Source organism: Halomonas chromatireducens (genome assembly GCF_001545155.1).
Classification (GTDB): domain Bacteria; phylum Pseudomonadota; class Gammaproteobacteria; order Pseudomonadales; family Halomonadaceae; genus Halomonas; species Halomonas chromatireducens.
On sequence record NZ_CP014226.1, the window covers coordinates 2,407,396 to 2,428,752 of the forward strand.

At 64.0% G+C, this 21,357-nt stretch carries 21 protein-coding genes; 12 read left to right on the top strand and 9 right to left on the bottom strand.

Annotation, left to right across the window (positions count from 1 at the left end; genetic code table 11):
- Window positions 1-204 precede the first annotated feature (204 nt).
- From gmk to thpR, 5 genes are all read left to right on the top strand, one after another.
- A complete protein-coding gene (gene gmk, locus LOKO_RS11190) occupies window positions 205-819 on the top strand; it encodes a guanylate kinase (protein WP_066449045.1) in 615 nt (204 codons plus the stop codon).
- Between the two features lie 158 nt (window positions 820-977).
- The gene (rpoZ, locus tag LOKO_RS11195; RefSeq protein WP_066449048.1) at window positions 978-1,238 is read left to right on the top strand and encodes a DNA-directed RNA polymerase subunit omega; all 261 of its coding nucleotides are present in this window, start codon (window positions 978-980) and stop codon (window positions 1,236-1,238) included.
- Window positions 1,239-1,260: 22 nt separating this feature from the next.
- The gene (locus LOKO_RS11200) at window positions 1,261-3,396 is read left to right on the top strand and encodes a RelA/SpoT family protein (RefSeq protein WP_066449051.1); all 2,136 of its coding nucleotides are present in this window, start codon (window positions 1,261-1,263) and stop codon (window positions 3,394-3,396) included.
- 93 nt (window positions 3,397-3,489) lie between these two features.
- On the top strand, window positions 3,490-3,879 hold the full coding sequence (locus LOKO_RS11205; RefSeq protein WP_066449054.1) for a RidA family protein: 390 nt from the start codon (window positions 3,490-3,492) through the stop codon (window positions 3,877-3,879).
- Between the two features lie 58 nt (window positions 3,880-3,937).
- Window positions 3,938-4,450: an RNA 2',3'-cyclic phosphodiesterase gene (gene thpR, locus LOKO_RS11210; protein WP_066449062.1), complete on the top strand. Its 513-nt coding sequence runs from the start codon at window positions 3,938-3,940 to the stop codon at window positions 4,448-4,450.
- A 246-nt stretch (window positions 4,451-4,696) separates the two neighbouring features.
- Here the strand turns inward: thpR and LOKO_RS11215 are convergent, their stop codons facing one another.
- The gene (locus LOKO_RS11215; RefSeq protein WP_066449064.1) at window positions 4,697-5,569 is read right to left on the bottom strand and encodes an NAD-dependent epimerase/dehydratase family protein; all 873 of its coding nucleotides are present in this window, start codon (window positions 5,567-5,569) and stop codon (window positions 4,697-4,699) included.
- An 81-nt stretch (window positions 5,570-5,650) separates the two neighbouring features.
- Between LOKO_RS11215 and LOKO_RS11220 the strand changes: the two genes are divergently transcribed.
- Together LOKO_RS11220 and recG are read left to right on the top strand one after the other, a co-directional pair.
- Complete coding sequence (locus LOKO_RS11220; RefSeq protein ID WP_066449066.1) at window positions 5,651-6,571, top strand: hydrogen peroxide-inducible genes activator; 921 nt, start codon at window positions 5,651-5,653, stop codon at window positions 6,569-6,571.
- Window positions 6,572-6,579: 8 nt separating this feature from the next.
- Window positions 6,580-8,661, top strand: a complete 2,082-nt coding sequence (recG, locus tag LOKO_RS11225; RefSeq protein ID WP_066449068.1) for an ATP-dependent DNA helicase RecG — start codon at window positions 6,580-6,582, stop codon at window positions 8,659-8,661.
- Window positions 8,662-8,757: 96 nt separating this feature from the next.
- Here recG and LOKO_RS11230 read toward each other — a convergent pair whose 3' ends face one another.
- The 3 genes from LOKO_RS11230 to LOKO_RS11240 all read right to left on the bottom strand — a co-directional run bounded on the left by LOKO_RS11230 (window position 8,758) and on the right by LOKO_RS11240 (window position 10,849).
- The gene (locus LOKO_RS11230; RefSeq protein ID WP_066449070.1) at window positions 8,758-9,114 is read right to left on the bottom strand and encodes a hypothetical protein; all 357 of its coding nucleotides are present in this window, start codon (window positions 9,112-9,114) and stop codon (window positions 8,758-8,760) included.
- A gap of 84 nt (window positions 9,115-9,198) precedes the next feature.
- The gene (locus tag LOKO_RS11235; protein ID WP_010625919.1) at window positions 9,199-9,477 is read right to left on the bottom strand and encodes an HU family DNA-binding protein; all 279 of its coding nucleotides are present in this window, start codon (window positions 9,475-9,477) and stop codon (window positions 9,199-9,201) included.
- Window positions 9,478-9,688: 211 nt separating this feature from the next.
- Window positions 9,689-10,849 (bottom strand): FAD-dependent oxidoreductase, encoded by a 1,161-nt coding sequence (locus tag LOKO_RS11240; protein WP_066449073.1) that lies wholly within the window; start codon window positions 10,847-10,849, stop codon window positions 9,689-9,691.
- Between the two features lie 114 nt (window positions 10,850-10,963).
- Between LOKO_RS11240 and LOKO_RS11245 the strand changes: the two genes are divergently transcribed.
- From LOKO_RS11245 to aptA, 3 genes are all read left to right on the top strand, one after another.
- Window positions 10,964-11,530 carry a chorismate--pyruvate lyase family protein gene (locus tag LOKO_RS11245; RefSeq protein ID WP_235588845.1) on the top strand — a complete coding sequence of 189 codons (567 nt, stop codon included), beginning with the start codon at window positions 10,964-10,966 and terminating at the stop codon, window positions 11,528-11,530.
- A gap of 29 nt (window positions 11,531-11,559) precedes the next feature.
- Entirely contained in the window at window positions 11,560-12,453 is an 894-nt protein-coding gene (gene ubiA, locus LOKO_RS11250) for a 4-hydroxybenzoate octaprenyltransferase (protein WP_066449075.1), read from the top strand.
- Between the two features lie 144 nt (window positions 12,454-12,597).
- The gene (gene aptA, locus LOKO_RS11255) at window positions 12,598-13,968 is read left to right on the top strand and encodes an omega-aminotransferase AptA (RefSeq protein ID WP_066449079.1); all 1,371 of its coding nucleotides are present in this window, start codon (window positions 12,598-12,600) and stop codon (window positions 13,966-13,968) included.
- 31 nt (window positions 13,969-13,999) lie between these two features.
- Here aptA and LOKO_RS11260 read toward each other — a convergent pair whose 3' ends face one another.
- Both LOKO_RS11260 and cysZ read right to left on the bottom strand, forming a co-directional pair.
- Entirely contained in the window at window positions 14,000-14,512 is a 513-nt protein-coding gene (locus LOKO_RS11260) for a copper chaperone PCu(A)C (protein WP_083517553.1), read from the bottom strand.
- Between the two features lie 78 nt (window positions 14,513-14,590).
- Complete coding sequence (gene cysZ / locus LOKO_RS11265; RefSeq protein WP_066449081.1) at window positions 14,591-15,313, bottom strand: sulfate transporter CysZ; 723 nt, start codon at window positions 15,311-15,313, stop codon at window positions 14,591-14,593.
- A 185-nt stretch (window positions 15,314-15,498) separates the two neighbouring features.
- Here cysZ and LOKO_RS11270 point away from each other — a divergent pair, with 185 nt between their 5' ends.
- Window positions 15,499-15,906, top strand: a complete 408-nt coding sequence (locus LOKO_RS11270) for an acyl-CoA thioesterase (RefSeq protein WP_066449084.1) — start codon at window positions 15,499-15,501, stop codon at window positions 15,904-15,906.
- 72 nt (window positions 15,907-15,978) lie between these two features.
- On the opposite strand, the gene LOKO_RS11275 is transcribed toward LOKO_RS11270, so the two are convergent.
- From LOKO_RS11275 to hexR, 3 genes are all read right to left on the bottom strand, one after another.
- Window positions 15,979-17,067, bottom strand: a complete 1,089-nt coding sequence (locus LOKO_RS11275) for a TRAP transporter substrate-binding protein (protein ID WP_066449087.1) — start codon at window positions 17,065-17,067, stop codon at window positions 15,979-15,981.
- Window positions 17,068-17,224: 157 nt separating this feature from the next.
- A complete protein-coding gene (uvrD, locus tag LOKO_RS11280) occupies window positions 17,225-19,432 on the bottom strand; it encodes a DNA helicase II (protein WP_066449090.1) in 2,208 nt (735 codons plus the stop codon).
- Between the two features lie 620 nt (window positions 19,433-20,052).
- Complete coding sequence (hexR, locus tag LOKO_RS11285; protein WP_066449094.1) at window positions 20,053-20,916, bottom strand: transcriptional regulator HexR; 864 nt, start codon at window positions 20,914-20,916, stop codon at window positions 20,053-20,055.
- Between the two features lie 211 nt (window positions 20,917-21,127).
- On the opposite strand from hexR, the gene LOKO_RS11290 reads away from it, so the two are divergent.
- Window positions 21,128-21,328, top strand: a complete 201-nt coding sequence (locus LOKO_RS11290; RefSeq protein WP_066449100.1) for a PA3496 family putative envelope integrity protein — start codon at window positions 21,128-21,130, stop codon at window positions 21,326-21,328.
- Window positions 21,329-21,357 lie beyond the last annotated feature (29 nt).

The following is a 21,357-nucleotide window of genomic DNA, read 5'->3' on the forward strand; positions in this document are numbered from 1 at the left end:
CCTCCGTGACCAGAGGACCTCTCCTCTCTAGGATTCGCTGGTGTTCCGCTGCTGACTCATGGACCCTCCAGATGCCTTCATCAATCGGCCTCGAGGAGTTCACAAGACCCGACACGATTCAGCGCGATGCGGATTCATGCGATACTTCGCACTTTTCTCACGGCACACGCCGCTCCACCCAGTTGCCAATCAGGGATGCTGACCATGCCCCAGGGTACGCTCTTCATCATTTCCGCCCCCTCCGGCGCCGGCAAGACCACACTGGTGCGAGAGCTGATCGAAAGCCTCGACGGCATCCAGGTCTCGGTGTCGCATACTACCCGGAAACAACGCCGTGGCGAGGTTGACGGGGTGAACTACCATTTCGTCGACGTGGCGGCCTTCGAGGCAATGATCGAGCGCGGCGAGTTCTTCGAATACGCCCGGGTGTTCGACAACTATTACGGCTCGTCGCGCCCATCGGTTGAAGTGATGCTCAATGCCGGACAGGATGTGATCCTCGAGATCGACTGGCAGGGCGCCCGCCAGGTACGCGAGCAGATGCGCGATGCGGTATCGATTTTCATCCTGCCGCCCTCCCGTGACGAGCTGGAGCGCCGCCTGGCCAGCCGCGGCACCGACGAGCACGCCACCATCGCCAGACGCATGCGCGATGCAGTCAGCGAGATGTCACATTACGACGAGTACGACTACCTGGTGGTCAACGACGATTTCACCACCGCCCTGCGCGAACTGCAGTCGCTGGTGATCAGCCGACGCTTGAGCCTTGCCCGGGTTCAGAAAGAGCACGGCCCGCTGTTGGCGGCGCTTTTATCATAACCAGCCCCGGGCGCTTGTCATAACGGCTGTGTGGCTTGTCCTGACCAGCCACGGGCGCTTGTCAGGGACGCCGGACGTCGAGTAATCTAGTCTGTCCTGTTCCATTTCGAATTTCCGGTTGCGGCCGGGGACATCCACTGCTTTTCAGGAATACCTACATGGCGCGTGTCACCGTCGAAGATTGTCTGGAAAACGTCGAGAACCGTTTCAAGCTGGTGATGATCTCCACCCAGCGCGCTCGCCAACTCGCTCGCGGCTCCCGCGACGCCCAGCTGCCCTGGGAAAACGACAAGCCCACCGTGATGGCCCTGCGCGAAATTGCCGCCGGCCTGGTCGACAAGAGCGTGCTGGACGAGCCGATCGAGGCACCGGTCCGAATTCGCCATGAAGGCGAACCGGGCATCGCCATCGAGGAGTAAGGCCAGCACTCAAGGCGCGCTAATGTTCACCATCGACGACCTGGCCGACCGACTCGGCGGCTACCTACCTTCCGACGAGATCCAGCAGGTCAAGCGCGCCTTCTACTACGCCGAGCAGGCCCATGACGGGCAGCGGCGGCGTTCAGGCGAGCCCTACGTGACTCACCCCCTGGCCGTTGCCAATATCCTCGCCAACATGCATATGGACCATCAGAGCCTGATGTCGGCCATGCTGCACGACGTAATCGAGGATACCGGGGTCTCCAAGGAAGCGCTTGCCGAACAGTTCGGCAAGCCGGTGGCGGAACTGGTCGATGGCGTATCCAAGCTGACCCAGATCACCTTCGAGGACAAGGCGGTCGCCCAGGCCGAGAACTTCCAGAAGATGGTGCTGGCGATGTCGCGGGACATTCGCGTCATTATCGTCAAACTCGCCGACCGGCTGCACAACATGCGCACCCTGGGTGCCCTGCGTCCCGAGAAAAAGCGCCGCATCGCCCGCGAGACCCTTGAAATTTACGCCCGTATCGCCAGCCGGCTGGGCATCAACACCATCCGGGTGGAGCTCGAGGACCTCTCCTTTCAGGCACTGCATCCGATGCGTGCCGAGCGCATCAAGCGCGCCGTCTCCAGCGCCCGCGGTCATCGCCGCTCGGCGATCCGCCAGATCCAGAACGCATTGCAGCAGAGCCTCGATGACGAACAACTCTCCGGCACAGTGATCGGTCGCCAGAAGCACTTGCTTTCCATCTACAAGAAGATGCGCGACCAGCGCAAGCCGTTCGCCGAGATCATGGATGTGTTCGGCTTTCGCATCATCACCGAGGACGTCGACAGCTGCTACCGCATCCTCGGCGTGGTGCATAACCTCTACAAGCCGGTTCCCGGGCGCTTCAAGGACTATATCGCCATACCCAAGGCGAACGGCTACCAGAGCCTGCATACCACCCTGTTCGGCAGCGGTGGCATGCCGATTGAGGTACAGATCCGTACCCGCGAGATGGAGGCCATGGCCAACAACGGCATCGCCGCCCACTGGCTCTACAAGGCGGGGCAGACCGATCACCCCATCGCCGAAGGCAGCCACGCCCGCGCCCGGGAGTGGGTCAAGGGCCTGCTCGAAATGCAGCGCCACGCCGGCGACTCGCTGGAGTTCATCGAGCACGTCAAGAACGACCTGTTTCCCGACGACATCTATGTCTTCACGCCTCGCGGCGACATCATGGAGCTGCCCCAGGGCGCCACGGTCATCGACTTCGCCTATGCGGTACACACCGACATCGGCAATAACTGCATCGCGTGTCGCATCGATCGTCACCTGGCTCCGCTCTCCACCCGCCTGGAAAGCGGCCAGACGCTAGAGATCATCACTGCTCCCGGCGCCAAACCCAATCTCGCCTGGCTCAATTTCGTGGTTACCGCCAAGGCACGCTCGGCGATCCGCCATGCGCTAAAGCACCAGCAGCATACCGAAGCCGTGCAACTGGGCCGACGGATGCTCAACAAGGCTCTGAGCGAATTCGAGACCAGCCTGGAAGAGCTACCGGAGCACGTCCTGCCTCAGGTGCTGGACGACCTGTCGCTCAAGCAGGAGGATAGCCTGCTGGAGGCCATCGGCTTGGGGACACGGGTAGCCTATGTGGTGGCCAGGCACCTGGTCGATGCCCTCCACGGCGACAAAGCCGACGACAGCCCGCGCTCCCTACAGCCCCACGGTCCCATCGTGATAAGCGGTGCCGAAGGCATGGTGATCAAGTTTGCCCGCTGCTGTCACCCGCTGCCCGGCGACCCGGTGATCGGGCACCTCTCGGTGGGCAAAGGGATCGTGGTACACCGCACCGAATGCCGTAATCTCGATGAGCTGAAGAGCGACCCCGACAAGCTGCTCGCCCTGGAGTGGTCCGCCGATATCGACGAGGACTTCCCCGTGGCCCTGCGACTGGAAATCGAGAGCCGCCGTGGCCTGGTTGCCGAACTGGCCAGCCTGGTCACCGATGCCGATGCCAATATCGAGCGCATCGGCATCGAGGAGCGCGACGTACGCCTCTCCATCGTCCACTTGACCCTGGCGGTGCATAACCGTGTGCATCTCGCCCGTATCATCAAGCGTATCCGCAACCTGCCACAGGTCGGCAAGATCACCCGCGTCGGCAACTGACGTCATTCGATCCACTGGCCGCCCATGGTGCGGTCAGCAGCGTCACTTCGACGATCCCACTTTTCATTCACTACGAACAGAAGGAGCTTCTCCATGAGCAACAAGGCCGTCATCAACACCGACAAGGCACCCGCTGCCATCGGCCCCTACTCCCAGGCGATCAAGGCCGGCAATACCATCTATCTATCCGGCCAGATTCCCCTCGATCCGGCCACCATGGCGCTGGTGTCCGACGATTTCGAGGACCAGGCCCGTCAGGTATTCACCAATCTCAAGGCCGTCTGCGAAGAGGCCGCCGGCTCGCTGGGCGAAATCGTCAAGCTCAACCTCTACCTGGTGGATCTGGACAATTTCGCCATCGTCAACAAGGTGATGGAGGAGTTCTTCGACAAGCCCTACCCTGCCCGCGCCGCGGTGGGCGTCAAGGCGCTGCCCAAGGGCGCCCAGTTCGAGGCGGAAGCTGTAATGGTCATCGGCGACTAGGAAAGGCGGACTCGCTACTGCGCTCGAGACGCGACTCCATCCTTTTCGGCTTTAATCGATGCGACTCTTCCTGGCCCTAACCCCGCCGCCCGAGCTGCGCAGGCGGCTCGGTGAGCTGGCGGATTTCGCCCACGCCCGCTGCGGCGGGCGACGCATGCCGGACGAGAGCCTGCACCTGACGCTCGCCTTTCTCGGCGAGGTTGAGGAGGGGCAGGCCCTCGAGCTCGCCGAATGGGTGCAGGGCCTTGCCATCGCGCCCGGCGAGTGGCGCCTCGACGGCTGGGGCTGCTTCAAGCGCCCCGGTATCGTCTGGGTCGGGAGCCAGGCACCCGACCCGACGCTGGAAGAGCTGCAGCACGAGCTCTGGCAAGGCCTGGAGGCCCGTGGCTTGACCGGCCGTCCAGGCAGGTTCGTCCCTCATGTCACTCTGCTGCGGCGCGCTGCCTCACTCGATACTGACTGCTTTCCAGAATTGGACCTTGGCTGGCCGTATAAGGAAGTTGAGCTGATCCAATCCCTCACCGATAAACACGGTGCGCGTTACCGCACCCTGGCCGTATCGAAGGGCTGAGGCCTTAGAAAAAGCGCACCAATAATTCGCTTACCAATTATTGGCGCTCCAACAAATGGAGAGCAAGGCACTTCGGACAATACCGATGCTCCCGCTCTGGGCTGTCAGACGATCGCCGACAGTGAAGCCGACCTGCATGTGGCTGGCGGAGCGATCAGCGAATCAAACGCAGCATCAAGCGACCCGGCGATGGCTTCGAGGTATCAACTCTGGACTATCGCCGAGCGCTCGCAACGGTGAACCGGCCTAGACCGGCTCCGGCAGGAAGCCACCCTCTTTCATCACCTGGGCATAGCCGTCACGGTAGCTGGGGTAGCGGAAGGTGTAGCCGGTCTCAAGCAGTCGGGTATTGTCGCAGCGCTTGCTGGCACGCTTGCGCAACGGCGCCTGGATGACTTCCGTGGGCTCCACCTTGAGTTTGCCCGCCATCCAGGCCATGACTTCGTAGAGCGGGTCCGGGGCGCAGTCGCTGGCCAGATAGAGGTCCTCCAGCGGCTTTCCTGACTCGCTGAGTTCGATCAGGTGCTTGAGCACGCCGGCACAGTCGTCGCGATGGATGCGGTTGGAGTACATGGGCGGGGTCGCCGGCGCAATGCGGCCTTCCAGCACCTGTCGGATCAGGCGGTCACGGCCTGGCCCGTAGATGCCGGAAAAGCGCACCGCCGTGCCGGGTATCGGGCTATCATGAAGAGCCTGTTCCGCTTCCCGCATCAGCACCCCGGAGAAGCCGGGTGCCTCGGCAGGGCTCTCTTCGTTCACCAGCTCGCCTTCCTTCTGGCTGTAGACGCTGGTTGAAGAGACGAACAGAATTCGCTGCGGCGCGCTATCGCGCCCCTCGTAGGTACGCAGTACCGACTGGAGACCATCGAGATAGGCGGCACGGTAGGCGGCCTCCTCGAAGCGGTCGGCGCTGAGTACATAGACCACGAAATCGGCGTCGGGAAGCTTGGCCAGTGCAGCTTCGTCGCTGAGGTCCAGTGCCAGGGGCTCGATGCCGCTGCCCTCCAGTGCCGCTACCCCGCGTCGAGCACCAATGACCCGATGACCCGCCGCGATCAGCTCGCCGCCGAGTACCATGCCGATATCGCCACAACCTAGAATCAATGTCGTTTTCTTCACCTTTCTCTCGCCCCCTGATAAAAAGTCCCTATTGATATCCATACATCTATCGTCCGAGAGGATGCCCGAAGGGCACCAACCATGACTCTAACAGAACTTCGCTATATCGTAACCTTGGCGCAGGAGCGCCACTTCGGCCGCGCCGCTGAGCGCTGCTTCGTATCCCAGCCGACCCTGTCGGTGGCGGTCAAGAAACTCGAGGAGGAGCTTGGGGTTGCACTCTTCGAACGCTCCAAGTCCACCGTTCAGGTGACCCCCATGGGTGAGAGGATTGTCGAGCAGGCCCAGCGTGTGCTGGAACAGAGCAGCGTGATCAAGGAGCTGGCCAACGCCGGCAAGGATCAACTGGCCAGCCCCCTGCGCATCGGTGCCATCTACACCATCGGCCCCTACCTTTTCCCGCACCTGGTGCCGGCACTGGCACGCAGCGCATCGCAGATGTCGCTGTATATCGAGGAAGGCTTCACCGCCAGCCTGCGTCACAAGCTGAGGAGCGGGGAACTCGACGCCATCATCATCGCACTGCCGTTCAACGAAACCGACGTCGTCACCAAGCCGCTCTACGACGAGGAGTTCGAGGTGCTGATCCCCGCCGACCATGCCTGGGCCCAGCGCGACCATATCGACAAGGAGGACCTCCTCAACGAGCGCCTGCTGCTGCTGGGTGAAGGGCACTGCTTCCGCGACCAGATACTCGAGGCGTGTCCGGCCATCAGCCACAAGCTCAACAGCCCCCACAACACCCTGACGGCCGAAGGGGGCTCCCTGGAGACCATCCGGCATATGGTGGCCTCCAAGCTCGGCATCACGGTACTGCCCCGCTCCGCTATCGGTACCGTCCATTACGAGACTGGCCTGCTCACCAGCCGGCCGTTCAGCGCCCCGGCACCCTCGCGCACCGTGGCCATTGCCTGGCGAGCCAGCTTCCCGCGACCGCGCGCCATCGACGCTGTGACCAATGCCATCACACAGTGTCATGAGGCACTCCCCGAGACGGCATGAGCGCTGACATGAATGCGCTCCACGCGCCGGTCACCTCTCTCAAAGGCGTTGGCGAGGCGCTGGTGTTGAAGCTGGCCCGGCTGCGTGTGGCCTGCGTGGCGGACCTGCTCTTTCACCTGCCCCTGCGCTATCAGGACCGTACCCGTATCACGCCCATCGGCACCCTGCGTGCCGGACACGAAGCCGTGGTGGAGGGAGAGGTCATGGCCAGCGAAGTGGTGCGCGGCCGGCGTCGCAGCCTGCTGGTGCGGCTGCGCGACGGATCGGGTATTTTGAGCCTGCGCTTCTTCCATTTCTCGCCAGTCCAGCAGCAGCAATTTCGTCCGGGCGCGAGGATACGCGCCTTCGGCGAGGCCCGGGCCGGCGCCACCGGACTCGAGATCTATCATCCTGAGTACCGGCTGCTGAGCACCGATGCCCCGCCGGTAGAGGACCACCTGACGCCGATCTATCCCACCACCGAAGGGCTCCACCAGACGCGACTAAGGGCGCTGATCGAACAGGCGCTGGGGCAGCTCGACGCCGCCCCCGAGGCGCTTCCCGACTGGCTACCCGACTCGCTTCGACAGCGCTTCGGCCTGCCCGAGCTGCACCACTGCCTGAAGGTGCTGCATCAACCGCCGCCGGATGCCGACCCCGACCAGCTGGCCAGCGGCCTGCATCCCGCCAGCCGGCGGCTGGCCCTGGAAGAATTGCTCGCCCACCGCCTCAGCCTGCGCGAGGTACGCCTGCGCATCCAGCAGGACGGCGCCCCGGTTCTGCCTGGCGGACGCAGCCTGCAGACGCGCTTCCTCACCCAGCTGCCCTTCTCGCTGACTGGCGCCCAGCGCCGGGTGCTCGACGAGATCGGCGCCGACCTGGGCCGCGAGGTGCCCATGCTGCGCCTGGTCCAGGGTGACGTGGGCTCGGGCAAGACGGTGGTGGCGGCCATGGCGGCGCTGTCGGCCATTGGCGGCGACTGCCAGGCGGCGATGATGGCGCCCACCGAGATCCTGGCCGAACAGCATTACCGGACCTTCCGCGCCTGGTTCGAGCCGCTCGGCATCGAAGTCGCATGGCTGGCCGGCAAGCTCAAGGGCAAGGCACGGCTGGATACCAAGGCCGCCATCCAGGACGGCCGTGCGCGCATGGTGGTAGGAACCCACGCCCTGTTTCAGGGAGACGTGCATTTCCAGCGCCTGGGCCTGGCCATCGTCGACGAACAGCACCGCTTCGGCGTACACCAGCGCCTGGCGCTGCGCGAGAAGGGCGAGGCCGGCGGCCTGACCCCCCATCAACTGGTGATGACCGCCACGCCGATCCCACGCACCCTGGCGATGAGCGCCTATGCCGACCTGGATGTCTCTATCATCGACGAGTTGCCACCGGGGCGGACCCCGGTCAAGACGGTGGTGGTCCCGGACGAGCGCCGGCCCGATGTGGTGGCACGCATCCGCCATGCCTGCGCCGAGGGGCGCCAGGCCTACTGGGTCTGCACCCTGATCGAGGAGTCCGAAGCCCTGCAGTGCCAGGCCGCCGAGGCGACCCACGCAGAGCTCGGCGAGGCGCTGCCGGAGCTTGCCATCGGTCTGGTCCACGGGCGCATGAAGGCGACGGAAAAGGCCGCGGTGATGGACGCCTTCAAGGCCGGCGAGCTCGACCTGCTGGTAGCCACCACGGTGATCGAGGTCGGGGTCGATGTGCCCAACGCCAGCCTGATGATCATCGAGAACCCGGAGCGCCTAGGGCTATCACAGCTTCATCAGCTGCGCGGCCGGGTCGGGCGGGGCTCCACCGAGAGCTTCTGCGTTCTGCTCTACCGCGGCCCGCTCTCGGCCCACTCCCGGGAGCGGCTGGGCGTCATGCGCGAAACCACCGATGGCTTCCGTATCGCCGAGAAGGATCTGGAGCTGCGCGGCCCCGGCGAGGTGCTGGGCACCCGCCAGACCGGACTCGCCCAGATGAAGATCGCCGACCTGGAACGTGACGCCGACCTGCTGGAGCGGGTCTCGCCGCTGGCCGATGCGCTGCTAGCCAGCCACCCCGAGGCCAGCCAGCCGTTGATTCGCCGCTGGCTGGGCGAGCAGGCGGGGCGCTACGGGCAGGTTTAATGCCCGCTACACAGGATTTGGATGGAAACTGATCAACACGACCGATACCGGTGGGAACGCAAGGGCCGGTAAGCCGTCAGGACAATGAATGCAGGCTTACAGGTGCTTGAGCAGCTTCTGCAGCTTGTTGAGGTCACTGGAGTCACCGACCAGGCGCACGTTACCTGCCATCATGCCGTCGAGGAAGGCCTGCTGGGTCGGCTTGCGAAGCACCTTGATGGCGGTGGCCTCGTCCTCGAAGCGCAGCTCCAGGTCGAGATCCACGGGAAGTCCCGCCCCGGCGTGGATGCCCTTGGGGGACATGCGGTAATGCCGGGCGATGGAGAGATTCTCGGTCGCGATACCCCAGTCGAGGCTACGCATCTCGGTGATGGTTTCGCGAAAACGTGGCTTGCGGCGCAGTGCAAACTTGAGCAACCAGCCCAACAGCCACAGCATGAGTCTCAGCTTCATGTCGAATCCGCTTCGATCAGGAACGGGATGAAACCGCGGCCTGCAACAACGGCAGGCCGCGCCACGAAAGCGCTCCGCGTGGCGTCAGCCCTTGCCGACAGCATCCTTGAGCCCCTTCCCGGGCTTGAAAGCCACGGTCTTGCTGGCTGGAATGGCCAGAGGCTGGCCTGTCTGCGGGTTCTTGCCGGTGCGGGCGGCTCGCTCGCGCACGGTGAAAGTCCCGAAACCGATCAGTGATACATCCTGACCCTGAGCGACGCTTCCAGTAATCTCATCGAGAATGACGTTGAGCACCTGACTCGCCTTGTCCTTCGAAAGTTCCGCACGCTCGGCAATCGCCGCAGCAAGTTCTGGCTTCCGCATAAATCCCCTCCTGGTATTGGCTATTTCCCGACGCTGGGCGCCGGTGTGTTGTTATCCGCACGAGCGACTCATGTAATACGAACCGCCTCTCGCTTCCGGGTATGAAGCCCTTGATGTGCCACGCATGAAACCCTTGCTACCCGGGAAGCGCCATGCAAGGTGACGCTGTCGTCAGCTGCGGGCCCAAAGCCCCGTAGTGCTGTTGACGCCACTAGCCTAGCAATGGCGGTGTCGCTCGCGCCAGCTCAACTTTCCGCCGCACGCAGCTCCCTGTCAACGCAAAGCCGATCAAACGTTCGTCTTGGGTCTCGGCGAATGCTGCCAGATCACGTCCTTCCCCTTCGATTCGCCAGCGTGCCGGTGAACGGGTCGGCGGCATTGCCACGACAGGCAGCAGCGAAGTCTTGACCAGTATCGGCCAGGCTCCATAGGCCACCTCGGAGGGCTCGCCTGTCAATGTCTGCGCCAGCGCCTTGGCACTGGCCTGCAGCGGCTGAACGTACATGGCATTGACCCCATCGACACAGGCCACGTCGCCCAGGGCGTAGATCCCGGGCGCCGACGTTTCGAGCCGACGATTCACCAGAATGCCCGCCGCACCGGTCTCGAGGCCAGCCGCTGCGGCCAGTTCCACTCTAGGCCGCAGCCCGGTGGCCACCAATACCAGGTCGGCCTCAAGCCGGCTGCCGCCGCTGAGCATGATTCCGATGGCGCTGCCGACGCTCTCCAGCGCTTCCAGGCTGCGTCCCAGCGCCAGCGTCATGCCAGCTTCGACGAAGGCTTCTCCCAGCGCACGCCCCAGCGGCTCCGGCAGCAGTCGCGGCAGCGGTGCACTCTCCGGCGCCACCAGGGTGATTTCGTGTCCGCCGGCGATCAGGTCATTGGCGAATTCGCAGCCGACCAGGCCCGCACCGACGATGGCCACGCGGGCCCGGCGGCCCAACGCTTCCAGCGCAGCATGAAATCGACGGTAGTCGTCGAGGTCGTTGATGGTGAAGGCGCGCCCGGCCACTGTGTCGGGAATCTTGAAGGGCACCGCCGGTGCCGCTCCGGTGGCCAGCACCAGCTCGCTCCAGGGCAGGCGCTCGTCACCGATGTGCAGCTCACGCGCCTCCCTGTCGATGCCCTCCACCCGGGTATGGGTACGCATCACCACGCCCAGCTGGTCGGCCGCTTCCAGCGCCGAGCGGGTGGCCAGCCGCGCGGGCGGCAGGCCCTTGGCGAAGCCGGTGGATAGCAGTGGCTTGGCGTAGTCATCGCCACTATCGGCGGTGATCAGGACGATAGGGCGCGCCGTATCCCGGGCACGAACCTGCCGGGCCAGGCCAAGGCCCGCCATGCCGGAACCGACAATGATCAGGGGAGCGGTCATGAAACTCCTTGCCGTATCGCGGGGGCTGGCATGCCTTCGATGCCGCCCACTACAGGGAATCGAGTCAGATCTGCATGTTACACTATGCGCCCCTCGATCGACCTGGAGAGCAAGGTGACCCGGAGACATGCGGTGCGCCACGACCCCACCCGCTTGACCCCGAAAGCCGTAAGCTGGCGGCCACTGGCGGCTGGCCAGCCGGCCATGAGCCCGGCCTGGTGGGCCTGGGTCGCCTCGCGGGACTCCCTCACCGCCCGGTTGATCGAGGCCGGGGGCGAGAAGACCTTCCGTGTGCGCCTGCTCGACCAGCGCCCGGGCCGGCCACGCCCCGACGAGGCCAGGGCCCTGGGCCTGCCCGTCGGTCGCCTCGCCTGGCTCCGCGAAGTGGCACTCTGCCTGGACGAACGCCCCTGGGTGGTGGCGCGCTCGGTGGCGCCGCTTGCGCAGCTGCGTGGGCAACGCCTCGACCGGCTCGGGGAACGCTCGCTGGGCAGCTGGCTGTTTCGACAGCCGGGCCTGGAGCGCAGCCCCATTGAAGTGACAGCCTCCCCGCCCCCGTTCCATTGCCAGAGCGGCCCCTGGGGCCGTCGCTCGGTATTTCGCCACGGTCGCTTTGCCGTTCTGGTGCAAGAGTTCTTCCTCGACGCCATGGCAGATGAACTGGCGCTGCCTTCACGTTAGGATGAGCGCCATCGATTGAGGAGGCTCCGATGGACCGATCCCTGCTGCATCCCACCGGCCTGGCCCGCGTGCCCGACTTCCTGCACCTGATGCGTCTGGACCGACCCATCGGCACCTGGCTGTTGATGTGGCCCACTCTCTGGGCGCTGTGGGTGGCCGCCGAGGGCATCCCCGGGCGAAACGTGCTGCTGATCTTCATCGCCGGCGTCTACCTGATGCGTGCGGCCGGTTGTGTGGTCAACGACTACGCCGATCGCCACTTCGATGGGCACGTCAAGCGCACGAAGAACCGCCCCCTGGCCACTGGTCGCATCAGCGAGCGCGAGGCCCAGGTGCTGTTCGTGATGCTGGTCGTGGCGGCCTTCGTGCTAGTGCTGTTCACCAACCTGTTCACGGTGATGCTGTCGCTGGTCGGGGTGGTGCTGGCCTTCATCTATCCGTTCATGAAGCGCTACACCCACCTGCCCCAGGTGTTCCTCGGTGCCGCCTTCTCCTGGGCGATTCCCATGGCCTTCGGCGCCGTGCTGGGCCACGTGCCGGTAGAGGCCTGGCTGCTGTTCTGCGCCAATGTGGCCTGGACCGTGGCCTACGACACCGAGTACGCCATGGTAGACCGCGACGACGACCTGCGCATCGGCATCAAGTCCACCGCCGTGCTGTTCGGCCGCGCCGACCGGCTGATGATCGGCCTGCTGCAGGGGGGCACCCTGGCACTGCTGGCCTGGGTCGGCCTGCGCCTGGGGCTGGGTCTGTTCTTCTGGCTGGGTCTGGCGGCCATGGCGGCCACCTTCGTGCATCAGCAGACCCTGATTCGTACCCGGGATCGGGACCGCTGCTTCCAGGCGTTCCTCAACAACCACTGGTCGGGCCTGCTGGTCTTCGCCGGCATCGCCCTCAGCCTCTGGCCCACCCTGAACGGTTGAATCAGGCAAGGTGCTACCGTCAATCGCGTATCACCCGACTGACGTTAACGACAGTATAGTTTGATTTTATAAACCTTTATTCCGGTCCATGCTGTAGCTACAACGCGGGTGAACAACGCCCGAGAGGCAGCAGAGGACAGGACCATGTACGAGGTCGATACCCAACAAGCCACAACCACATCCGCCGGCCGTGAAGCGGCAGCGGGGCATCCGGGGCTCAACCGGCACCTGTGGATGCCGTTCAGCTCCAATCGCGACTTCCACGCCAACCCACGTTTGATCACCGGCGCCGAAGGCCGCTACTACATCGATGACCGTGGTCGGCGACTGTTCGACTCGCTGTCGGGTCTCTGGACCAGCGGGGCGGGGCACAACCGGGTAGAGATCCAGCAGGCGGTGAGCCGCCAGTTGGGCAGCCTGGACTTCGCGCCAGGTTTCCAGGTCGCCCACCCGCTGGCCTTCGAACTCGCCGAGAAGGTGGCCAGCCTGACCCCTGCCGGCCTCGACCACGTCTTCTTCACCAACTCCGGCTCCGATGCCGCCGACACCGCGGTGAAGATGGCCAGGGCCTACTGGCGGCTCAAGGGGCGCCCGGAGAAGACCCGCCTGATCGGCCGTGCCAAGGGCTACCACGGCGTCAACGTCGGCGGCACCAGCCTTGGCGGGATCGGCGGCAATCGCAAGCACTACGGGCAGCTGCTCGACGTGACCCACCTGCCCCACACCCTGCAGCCCCACCTCGCCTTCACCCGTGGCCAGGCCGAGAGCGGCGCCGAGCTCGCCGATGCCCTGCTCGACCAGATCGCCCTGCACGACGCCTCCAACATCGCGGCAGTCCTCGTCGAGCCCATGTCGGGCTCCGGCGGCGTCATCGTGCCGCCGAAGGGCTATCTCGAACGACTCCGCGAGATCTGCAGCTCCCATGACATCCTGCTGATCTTCGACGAGGTGATCACCGCCTTCGGCCGCAGCGGTGCGACCACCGGTGCCGAGGCCTTCGGCGTGACGCCGGACATGATGAATATCGCCAAGCAGCTCACCAACGGTGCGGTGCCCATGGGCGCGGTTATCGCCTCCGGCGAGATCTTCGATACCTTCATGCACGCCGGCGGGCCCGAGCACGCCATCGAATTTCCCCACGGCTACACCTACAGCGCCCACCCGGTGGCCTGTGCCGCCGCCCTGGCCTCCCTCGACCTGCTCGAACGGGAGGACTTCCCCGGCCAGGTTCGCACCATTGCCCCGGTATTCGAGGAGAAGCTCCACGCCCTCAAGGGTCGGCCCCACGTGGTGGATATCCGCAACCACGGGCTGGCCGGCGCGATCCAGCTGGCCCCCCGTGACGGTGATCCCACCGTGAGGCCTCGCGACGCCCACCTGGCGCTCTGGCAAGCGGGGTTCTATGTGCGCTACGGCGGCGATACCCTGCAGTTCGGCCCGCCATTCGGCTCCACGGAAGCGGAGCTTGAGCGGCTCTTCGACGCCGTGGCCACGACCCTCGATTCCCTGACTTGAAGCCTAGCGACAAGGAACGCTAGCCAGCGCATCATTCGAGATGCCGATCCAGCAGTTGGTGGTGCCGATGCAGTAGTTCCCCGGCATCGGCACGGCCATCCTGGGCTCTCATGACCCGCACATGGATGTCGATCTCCCCACGCTCGGCAAATGTCAGGGTCATGGGGAAGCTGTCCCCCTCGCGCAATGGTGCGACAAGGTCCAGCAGCATCAGGTGGTATCCGCCGCCCGGGCGCATGGTCAGCAAGGTGCTGGCAGGCACTTCGATCTGCGGCACCGGAAACATCCGCATGGTACTACCTTCCATGGCCATGTCATGAAGCTCGACGGTAGCGCTGACGGGCGTGCTCGCTTCCACCAATACATCTGGCTCCTCGCTGGCGATGGAGATATCCACGTAGACGGCAGCGTGATCAACGCTGGGTGGAGACGGGGTCGCAAAGGGATGGGTTATCAACAGGTCGTTCAGCCGATACTCCTGTGCCATGGCCGGGGCGGCCATCGACAGGGCGGTAGCCAGCATCAGCAAAAACAGAGAACGCATAATTGGAAATCCTTGTGCTGCTTGCGAAGACACTCAGACACCTTGAGGGTAGCAGCTCCCTGGCACACCTTGCCCGGCTCAAGAGGCTGGCAGCCCCCGATAGTGGCTATCCCACATCAGCACCGCACCGGCCACGGCGCCGGGAAGCAGGAAGAGGTTGGCCAGCGGGATCCAGGTGATCAGCGTAACCCAGGCCCCGTAGCTCAGCGTCGGCCAGCGACGCGACGACAGACGACGCCGCATGTCGGCGAAACTGACCTTGTTGTTGTCCATGGGATAGTCGAGATAGGTGATGGCCATGATCCAGGCGGAAAACAGGAGCCAGAGCAGTGGAGCGATCAGGTTGATGGCGGGAATCCAGCTCACCACGAACAGCAACGCCATCCTGGGGAGGATGTAGCCGAGCTTGACCAGTTCGCGCCCCAACGCATCCACCGCCGTCCTGGCCAACCCCCGGTCGTCCAGCGGCGGCCGCCCGGTGGCCACCACTTCAACCCTGGCGGCCAGGAAGCCATAGAAGGGGGCGGCTATCAGGTGAGTCACCAGCGTAAAGGTGAAAAAGACGATCAAGACCAGACTGAGCACGAACAGTGGCCAGATCAGCCAGGAGAGCCACTCCAGCCAGCTTGGGACCATGGCCATCCAGCCGTCTAGCCAACCTCCGAAATGGGCGACCACGTAGTAAAGCATCAGACTGTAGACCACCAGATTGATGCCAATAGGCACAAAGACGTAACGACGCATGCCCGGTGAGTAGGCAAGACGAGTACCGCGTACCAGAGCCGTGAGGGCATCCAGCATCCGTTTTTCCTCAAGACAAGAGAGTGGTAGTGGCATGCCGACCCAAGGTGACAGGTTGTCGCAAGGCTGGAGCAAGAGGGACCTTGCCGTATAAGATGGCGCACAGATGCGCTGCAGCGCAATATTGTTCAACGCTTTTCCGACCTGTACCGACCACTGACAACAACAAGCCGAGCAGACTACCCATGACCGACCTCGACGATGTGCCCGCCCCCCAGGGACAGCTGACGCTCAAGCTAATGGCCTCTCGACAGGACACCAATCTGTATGGCGATATTCCCGGCGGCTGGCTGGTCAGCCACATGGACCAGGCCGCCGAGTTGGCAGCCGGCCGAGAGGCACATGGCCGCACTGCCACCGTGGCCATCGAAACCATGGATTTCCTCTGCCCGGTACGGGTTGGGTCAACCGTCAATATCTTCACTGCCGTCCGCGAGATTGGCCATAGCTCCGTCAAGATTGACGTGGAAGTGTGGATCCGCCAACCCCACGAGCGCGATGGGGACGAGCTCCACAAGGTCACCGAGGCGCGCTTCGTGATGGTGGCACTGGACGACAAGGGGCGGATCCGCAGCGTCCATCAGCAAGGCTGAAGCCTTTTCTTGCCTTCAGGCACAAGAAGGGCGCCACCTGGGCGCCCTTCCTGTCATAACGTCTTGCCTCGCTCACGCACCGACAGCATCGCGTCCCTTCAGATAGGCATACTCACCGATATCACTGAATGGTCGCACCAGCGTCTGGAAGGCCTGGTAAGACTCGTAGACCTTCGCAGAATCCGGATCGCTGTCGATCTGATTCTGGATGACCTGCTGCGAGGACTCGTAGAGGGCCTCCATGACATCCTCGGGGAAGGTGCGCAGCTGGACACCGTGTTCGTCCACCAGGGTATCCAGCGCCTGGGCGTTACGGTAGGCGAACTCGCTGATCATACCGATGTTCGACGCCTTGGCGGCTTCGCGCACCACATCCTTGAGATCGTCCGGCAGCGCATTCCAGGCATCCAGGTTGACGGTACCTTCCAGCACGGCGGTGGGCTCGTTCCACACCGAGGTGTAGTAGTAATCAGCAACCTGATGCAGACCGAAAGCCATGTCGTTGTAGGGACCCACCCAGTCGGCAGCATCGAGCACGCCGGTCTGCATGGAGGTGAAGATCTCGCCACCCGCCATATTGACGGTGGTGACGCCGATGCCGTTCATGGCCTCGCCGGCCAGGCCCGGCAGGCGCAGACGGATGCCCTGCATATCGGCCAGTGAGTTGATCTCCTTCTTGAACCAGCCCGCCATCTGCGCGCCGGTATTGCCCACCGCGAAGGGCTTGAGGTTGTGCTTGGCGTAGATCTCGTCCCACAGCTCCTGACCGCCGCCATGATAGAGCCAGGCGTTGGTTTCGGTGGTGTTCATGCCGAAGGGAACCGCCGTGAAAAACTGCGACGCGGCGACCTTGCCCCGCCAGTAGTAGGCGGCGGAGTGACCCATTTCAGCGGTACCGGCGGCGACCGCATCGAAGACTTCCATTGCCGGAACCAGCTCTCCCGCGCCATGAACGCGAACACGCATGCGGCCATTGGAGAGCTTCTCGATACGCTCGGCAAAGTCATTGGCACCGGTGCCCAGAGCGGGGAAATTGGTCGGCCAGGAGGTAACCATGTCCCAGGTGATGGTTTCCTGCGCGCTGGCCGTGGAAACGAAAGGAGCAGCGGCGGCGCCGGCGGCCCCGAGGCCGACGGTCTTGAGGAATTTACGGCGTTGCATGGCGTTCGTGACTCCAAGGGTGATTATTCTGATTCGCGTCTTGTGCAGCGCGATGTGTCCGCCTGAGAGTATGCGTAAGGAAAAAATAGGCAGCAAGCACGCCTTTTGACGTAGACGTCAACGTACCAGGGGAGCGCAGCCGCAACGCGGCGTTTCCTTATAGCGGGGTGAGCTTGGCAAACCCCAACACCAACCACTTGTCACCCTCGCCTTCGAAGCTGACCTGGACCCGCGCTCGCTCTCCCTCGCCCTCGGCGTTGAGGATCACCCCTTCGCCGAACACCGGATGCAGCACCCGCTGCCCCAGGCTCAGGCTGGGGAGATCGCCGCCGCCGTTGACCGAGGTCTGGCGGGAGAGCCCGACCGCAGGGCGCATGGCCGTCACCGGCCGGGAGATCTGTCCCCGCAGCCGTACCTCTTCCATATACTCGTCGGGAATCTCACGCAGGAAGCGCGAGGCCCGCTGGAAGGTCTCCTTGCCGTGCATTCGCCGGATCTCGGCATAGGTCAGGTAGAGCTTGCGCATGGCTCGGGTCAGGCCCACATAGCAGAGCCGGCGCTCCTCCTCGAGACGCCCTGGCTCCTCCAGCGACATCTTGTGAGGAAACAATCCCTCCTCGACCCCGGCAATGAACACCACAGGGAACTCCAGCCCCTTGGCGGAGTGCAGCGTCATCAGCTGCACGCAGTCCTCGAACTCGTCGGCCTCGTGCTCGCCAGAATTGAGCGCCGCCTCGGAGAGGAAGGCCTCCAGTGCCACGCCACCCTCTGCCGTCTCCGGCGGCTCGAGTGCCTCGCCCTGGGTGAAGGCGCGGGCGGCGTTGATCAGTTCCTCGAGGTTCTCGACCCGCGCCTGTCCCTTCTCGCCCTTCTCGCTGCGGTGGTGCTCGACCAGGCCCGAATGCTCGATCACATGGGCGATGATCTCGTGCAGCGCCATGCCGGCGGTCTCGTTGTCCAGCCGCTCGATGAGGTCGGCGAACGCCTGGATGGCGTTGCCGGCGCGCCCCTTGAGCGACGCGTCGGCAAGCCCGTCGTGCAGGGCCTGCCACAGCGTGACGTCGGCATGGCGGGCTCGTTCGCGCAGGATCTCCACGGTGCGCGTGCCGATGCCCCGGGCCGGCACGTTGATGATGCGCTCCAGCGAGGCGTCATCGTCGCGATTGAGCAGCAGGCGCAGGTAGGCCAGGGCATTGCGGATCTCGAGACGCTCGTAGAAGCGATGGCCGCCGTAGATGCGATAGGGCATCCCCTGGCGGATCAGGGTCTCTTCCAGCACCCGCGACTGGGCGTTGGAGCGGTAGAGAATGGCGATCTCGCGGCGATTGTACCCCTCGTCGACCTTTTCCTTGATGGTATCAACGATGAAGCGCGCCTCATCCAGGTCGTTGAAGCCGGCATAGAGCGAGATCGGCTCCCCGCGGCTGCCAGCCGTCCACAGCTCCTTGCCCATGCGATCGGCGTTGTGGCTGATCAAGGCGTTGGCGGCTTCGAGAATGGCGCTGGTGGAGCGGTAGTTCTGCTCCAGCCGAACGGTGCGAGTATCGCGAAACTCCTGCTCGAAGCGGCGGATATTCTCCACCCGGGCGCCGCGCCAGCCGTAGATCGACTGGTCGTCGTCGCCGACCACCGTCATCGGCGTTTTCATGCCGGAGAGCAGCTTGAGCCAGGCGTACTGCAGGGTATTGGTGTCCTGGAACTCGTCGACCAGCACGTGGCCGAAGCGCTCCTGGTAGAGGGCCAGCAGCGCCGGATTGTCGCGGAGCAGCTCCAGGCTGCGCAGCAGCAGTTCGCCGAAGTCGACCAGCCCGCCCCGCTCACAGGTCAGCTGGTAGCGCTCATAGAGATCCACCATCTGTGCCAGGTAGGCATCGCCATGGGCATCCACCTGATGCGACCGCAGCCCCTCCTCCTTGCAGCCGGAAATGAAGGACTGCACCTGGCGAGGCGGGTAGCGCTCGTCATCGACGTGATTCTCCTTGAGCAGGCGCTTGACCAGGCGAAGCTGGTCGTCGCTGTCGATGATCTGGAAGTGCTGGGGCAGGCGGGCGTCCTGCCAGTGGGTACGCAGCAGGCGATGGGCGATGGAGTGGAAGGTGCCGACCCAGACGTTGCGCAGCGACAGCCCCAGCAGCGCCTCGAGGCGGGTGCGCATCTCCCTCGCGGCCTTGTTGGTGAAGGTCACGGCAAGCACGGCGTAGGGCGACAGGCCCTCGACCTGCATCAGCCAGGCGATGCGATGCACCAGCACACGGGTCTTGCCGGACCCCGCCCCGGCCAGCACCAGCATGTTGCCCTGGGGAGCGCTGACCGCCTCGTGCTGAGCCGGGTTCAACTGATCTAGAATCGCCGTGACGTCGTCCATGGGAAGGGTACTGCCGCTGGAAAAATGAGCGCTCAGCTTAGCATATCCTGACTACGCATAAGACTCGGCGGGCGCCTTGGAGGAGGCGGCAACCTCAGTGGTTATCGTCAGGCACCGGCAACACCGCCGGGAGGCCTCCGGCCTCCAGTCGCGAGCTAAAGCTGCTCCTACAGCTGTGTAGCTCCTTCCGTGGAGAAAGCAACTGTTGGAGCGCTGGTTCCCATCGCGACTGGCGCCGTCAGGCGCCTTGGCGGAGGCTGAAACGCCGGTGATAGCCGCGAACGTTGGCAACCCCGCCGGGAGGCTTTCGCCTCCAGTCGCGAGCTAAAGCTGCTCCTACAGCGGTGTAGCTCCTTCCGTGGAGAAAGCAACTGTTGGAGCGCTGGTTCCCATCGCGACTGGCGCCGTCAGGCGCCTTGGCGGAGGCTGAAACGCCGGTGATAGCCGCGAACGTTGGCAACCCCGCCGGGAGGCTTTCGCCTCCAGTCGCGAGCTAAAGCTGCTCCTACAGCGGTGTAGCTCCTTCCGTGGAGAAAGCAACTGTTGGAGCGCTGGTTCCCATCGCGACCGGCGCCGTCAGGCGCCTTGGCGGAGGCCGCAGTGTTATCCCCAACGCTGGGCTACGGCTTGCCTTCCTGCTCCGGAAACCTGAGCGGCGTCAGGCTCTTCTTCACCGCCTTGAGCTGCTCGGCGAGCCGGGGGCCGCGGGTCTTGGCCACCCCGACAGCCAGCACGTCGACCAACACCAGATGGGCGATGCGCGAACTCATCGGGGTGTATATCTCGGTGTCCTCATGGACGTCGATATAAAGCGGCAGGGTCACCTCCTCGGAGAGCGGCGAACCGCTGGGGCAAAGGCCAATCACCGTGGCACCCGCCTCGCGGGCCAGGCGCACGCTGGCGACCAACGCCCGGGTCCGGCCGGTCTGGGAGATCGCCACGACGACATCTCCCTCCTTGAGGGTCACCGCCGACATGTTCTGCATGTGCGGATCGGCGTAGGCGGCGGTAGATATCTGCAGACGAAAGAACTTGTGCTGGGCATCGAAGGCAACCGCACCGGATGCACCGAAGCCATAGAACTCCACCCGGTTGGCCATGGCCAACGCCTGGATCGCCCGGCTCAAGGCTTCGTTATCCAGTCGATCACGCACAGAGAGCAAGGTGCCCACGGTGGAATCGAAGATGCTCTGGGAGAATTCGGCTACCGAATCGTCGTCGTTCATGGAGAACTGGGCGAACTGGCTTCCTGAAGCCAGCATCTGCGCAAGCTTGAGCTTGAAGTCCTGAAAGCCATTGCAACCGAGCGCCCGGCAAAAGCGCACCACGGTCGGCTCGCTGACCTTGGCCTCGGTAGCCAGATCGACGATGCGCATGTGGATGACTTCATCTGGGTTGCGCAGGACATAGCGCGCCACCTTCTGCTCGGAGCGGCGAAAGTGCTCCATGCGGCGTCTCATTTCATCGAACAGGGCGCGGCTCACGCTGAACTCCTTGGTTGGCAGTCGCAGGGTTCAGTATGCCCCATCACGAAGGCGATATGGAATTTCGCCCTGCTGCGTGAAATGACCCACTTAGTCATCATCCTGTCAAGTAGGGTATAGTAGAAAAGCTTGGCCGCCATCTAGCTGGGTGACGGCATGCCGACAACCGTAGGCAAGAAGAGACGATAAAGAAGAAGAGGGAGAGTCGATCATGAGCAAGATCGAACGCGTAACTTCCGTCAAGAGTGAGCTTCTCGACATCTTCATGAGCTTGAAAGTCGCCGAACACGAGAAACGCTCACGCACCGCCGCTCAGCGCAATTTGCGGGCGCGCCGCGGCATCGAGCTGCACAACGAATTCAAGGAGCTGGAGCGAAATATCGCCGATCTGGCCGAAGACGAAAAGCATTGACGACGGCCGCCTGCCGGCGGCCGTCCAAG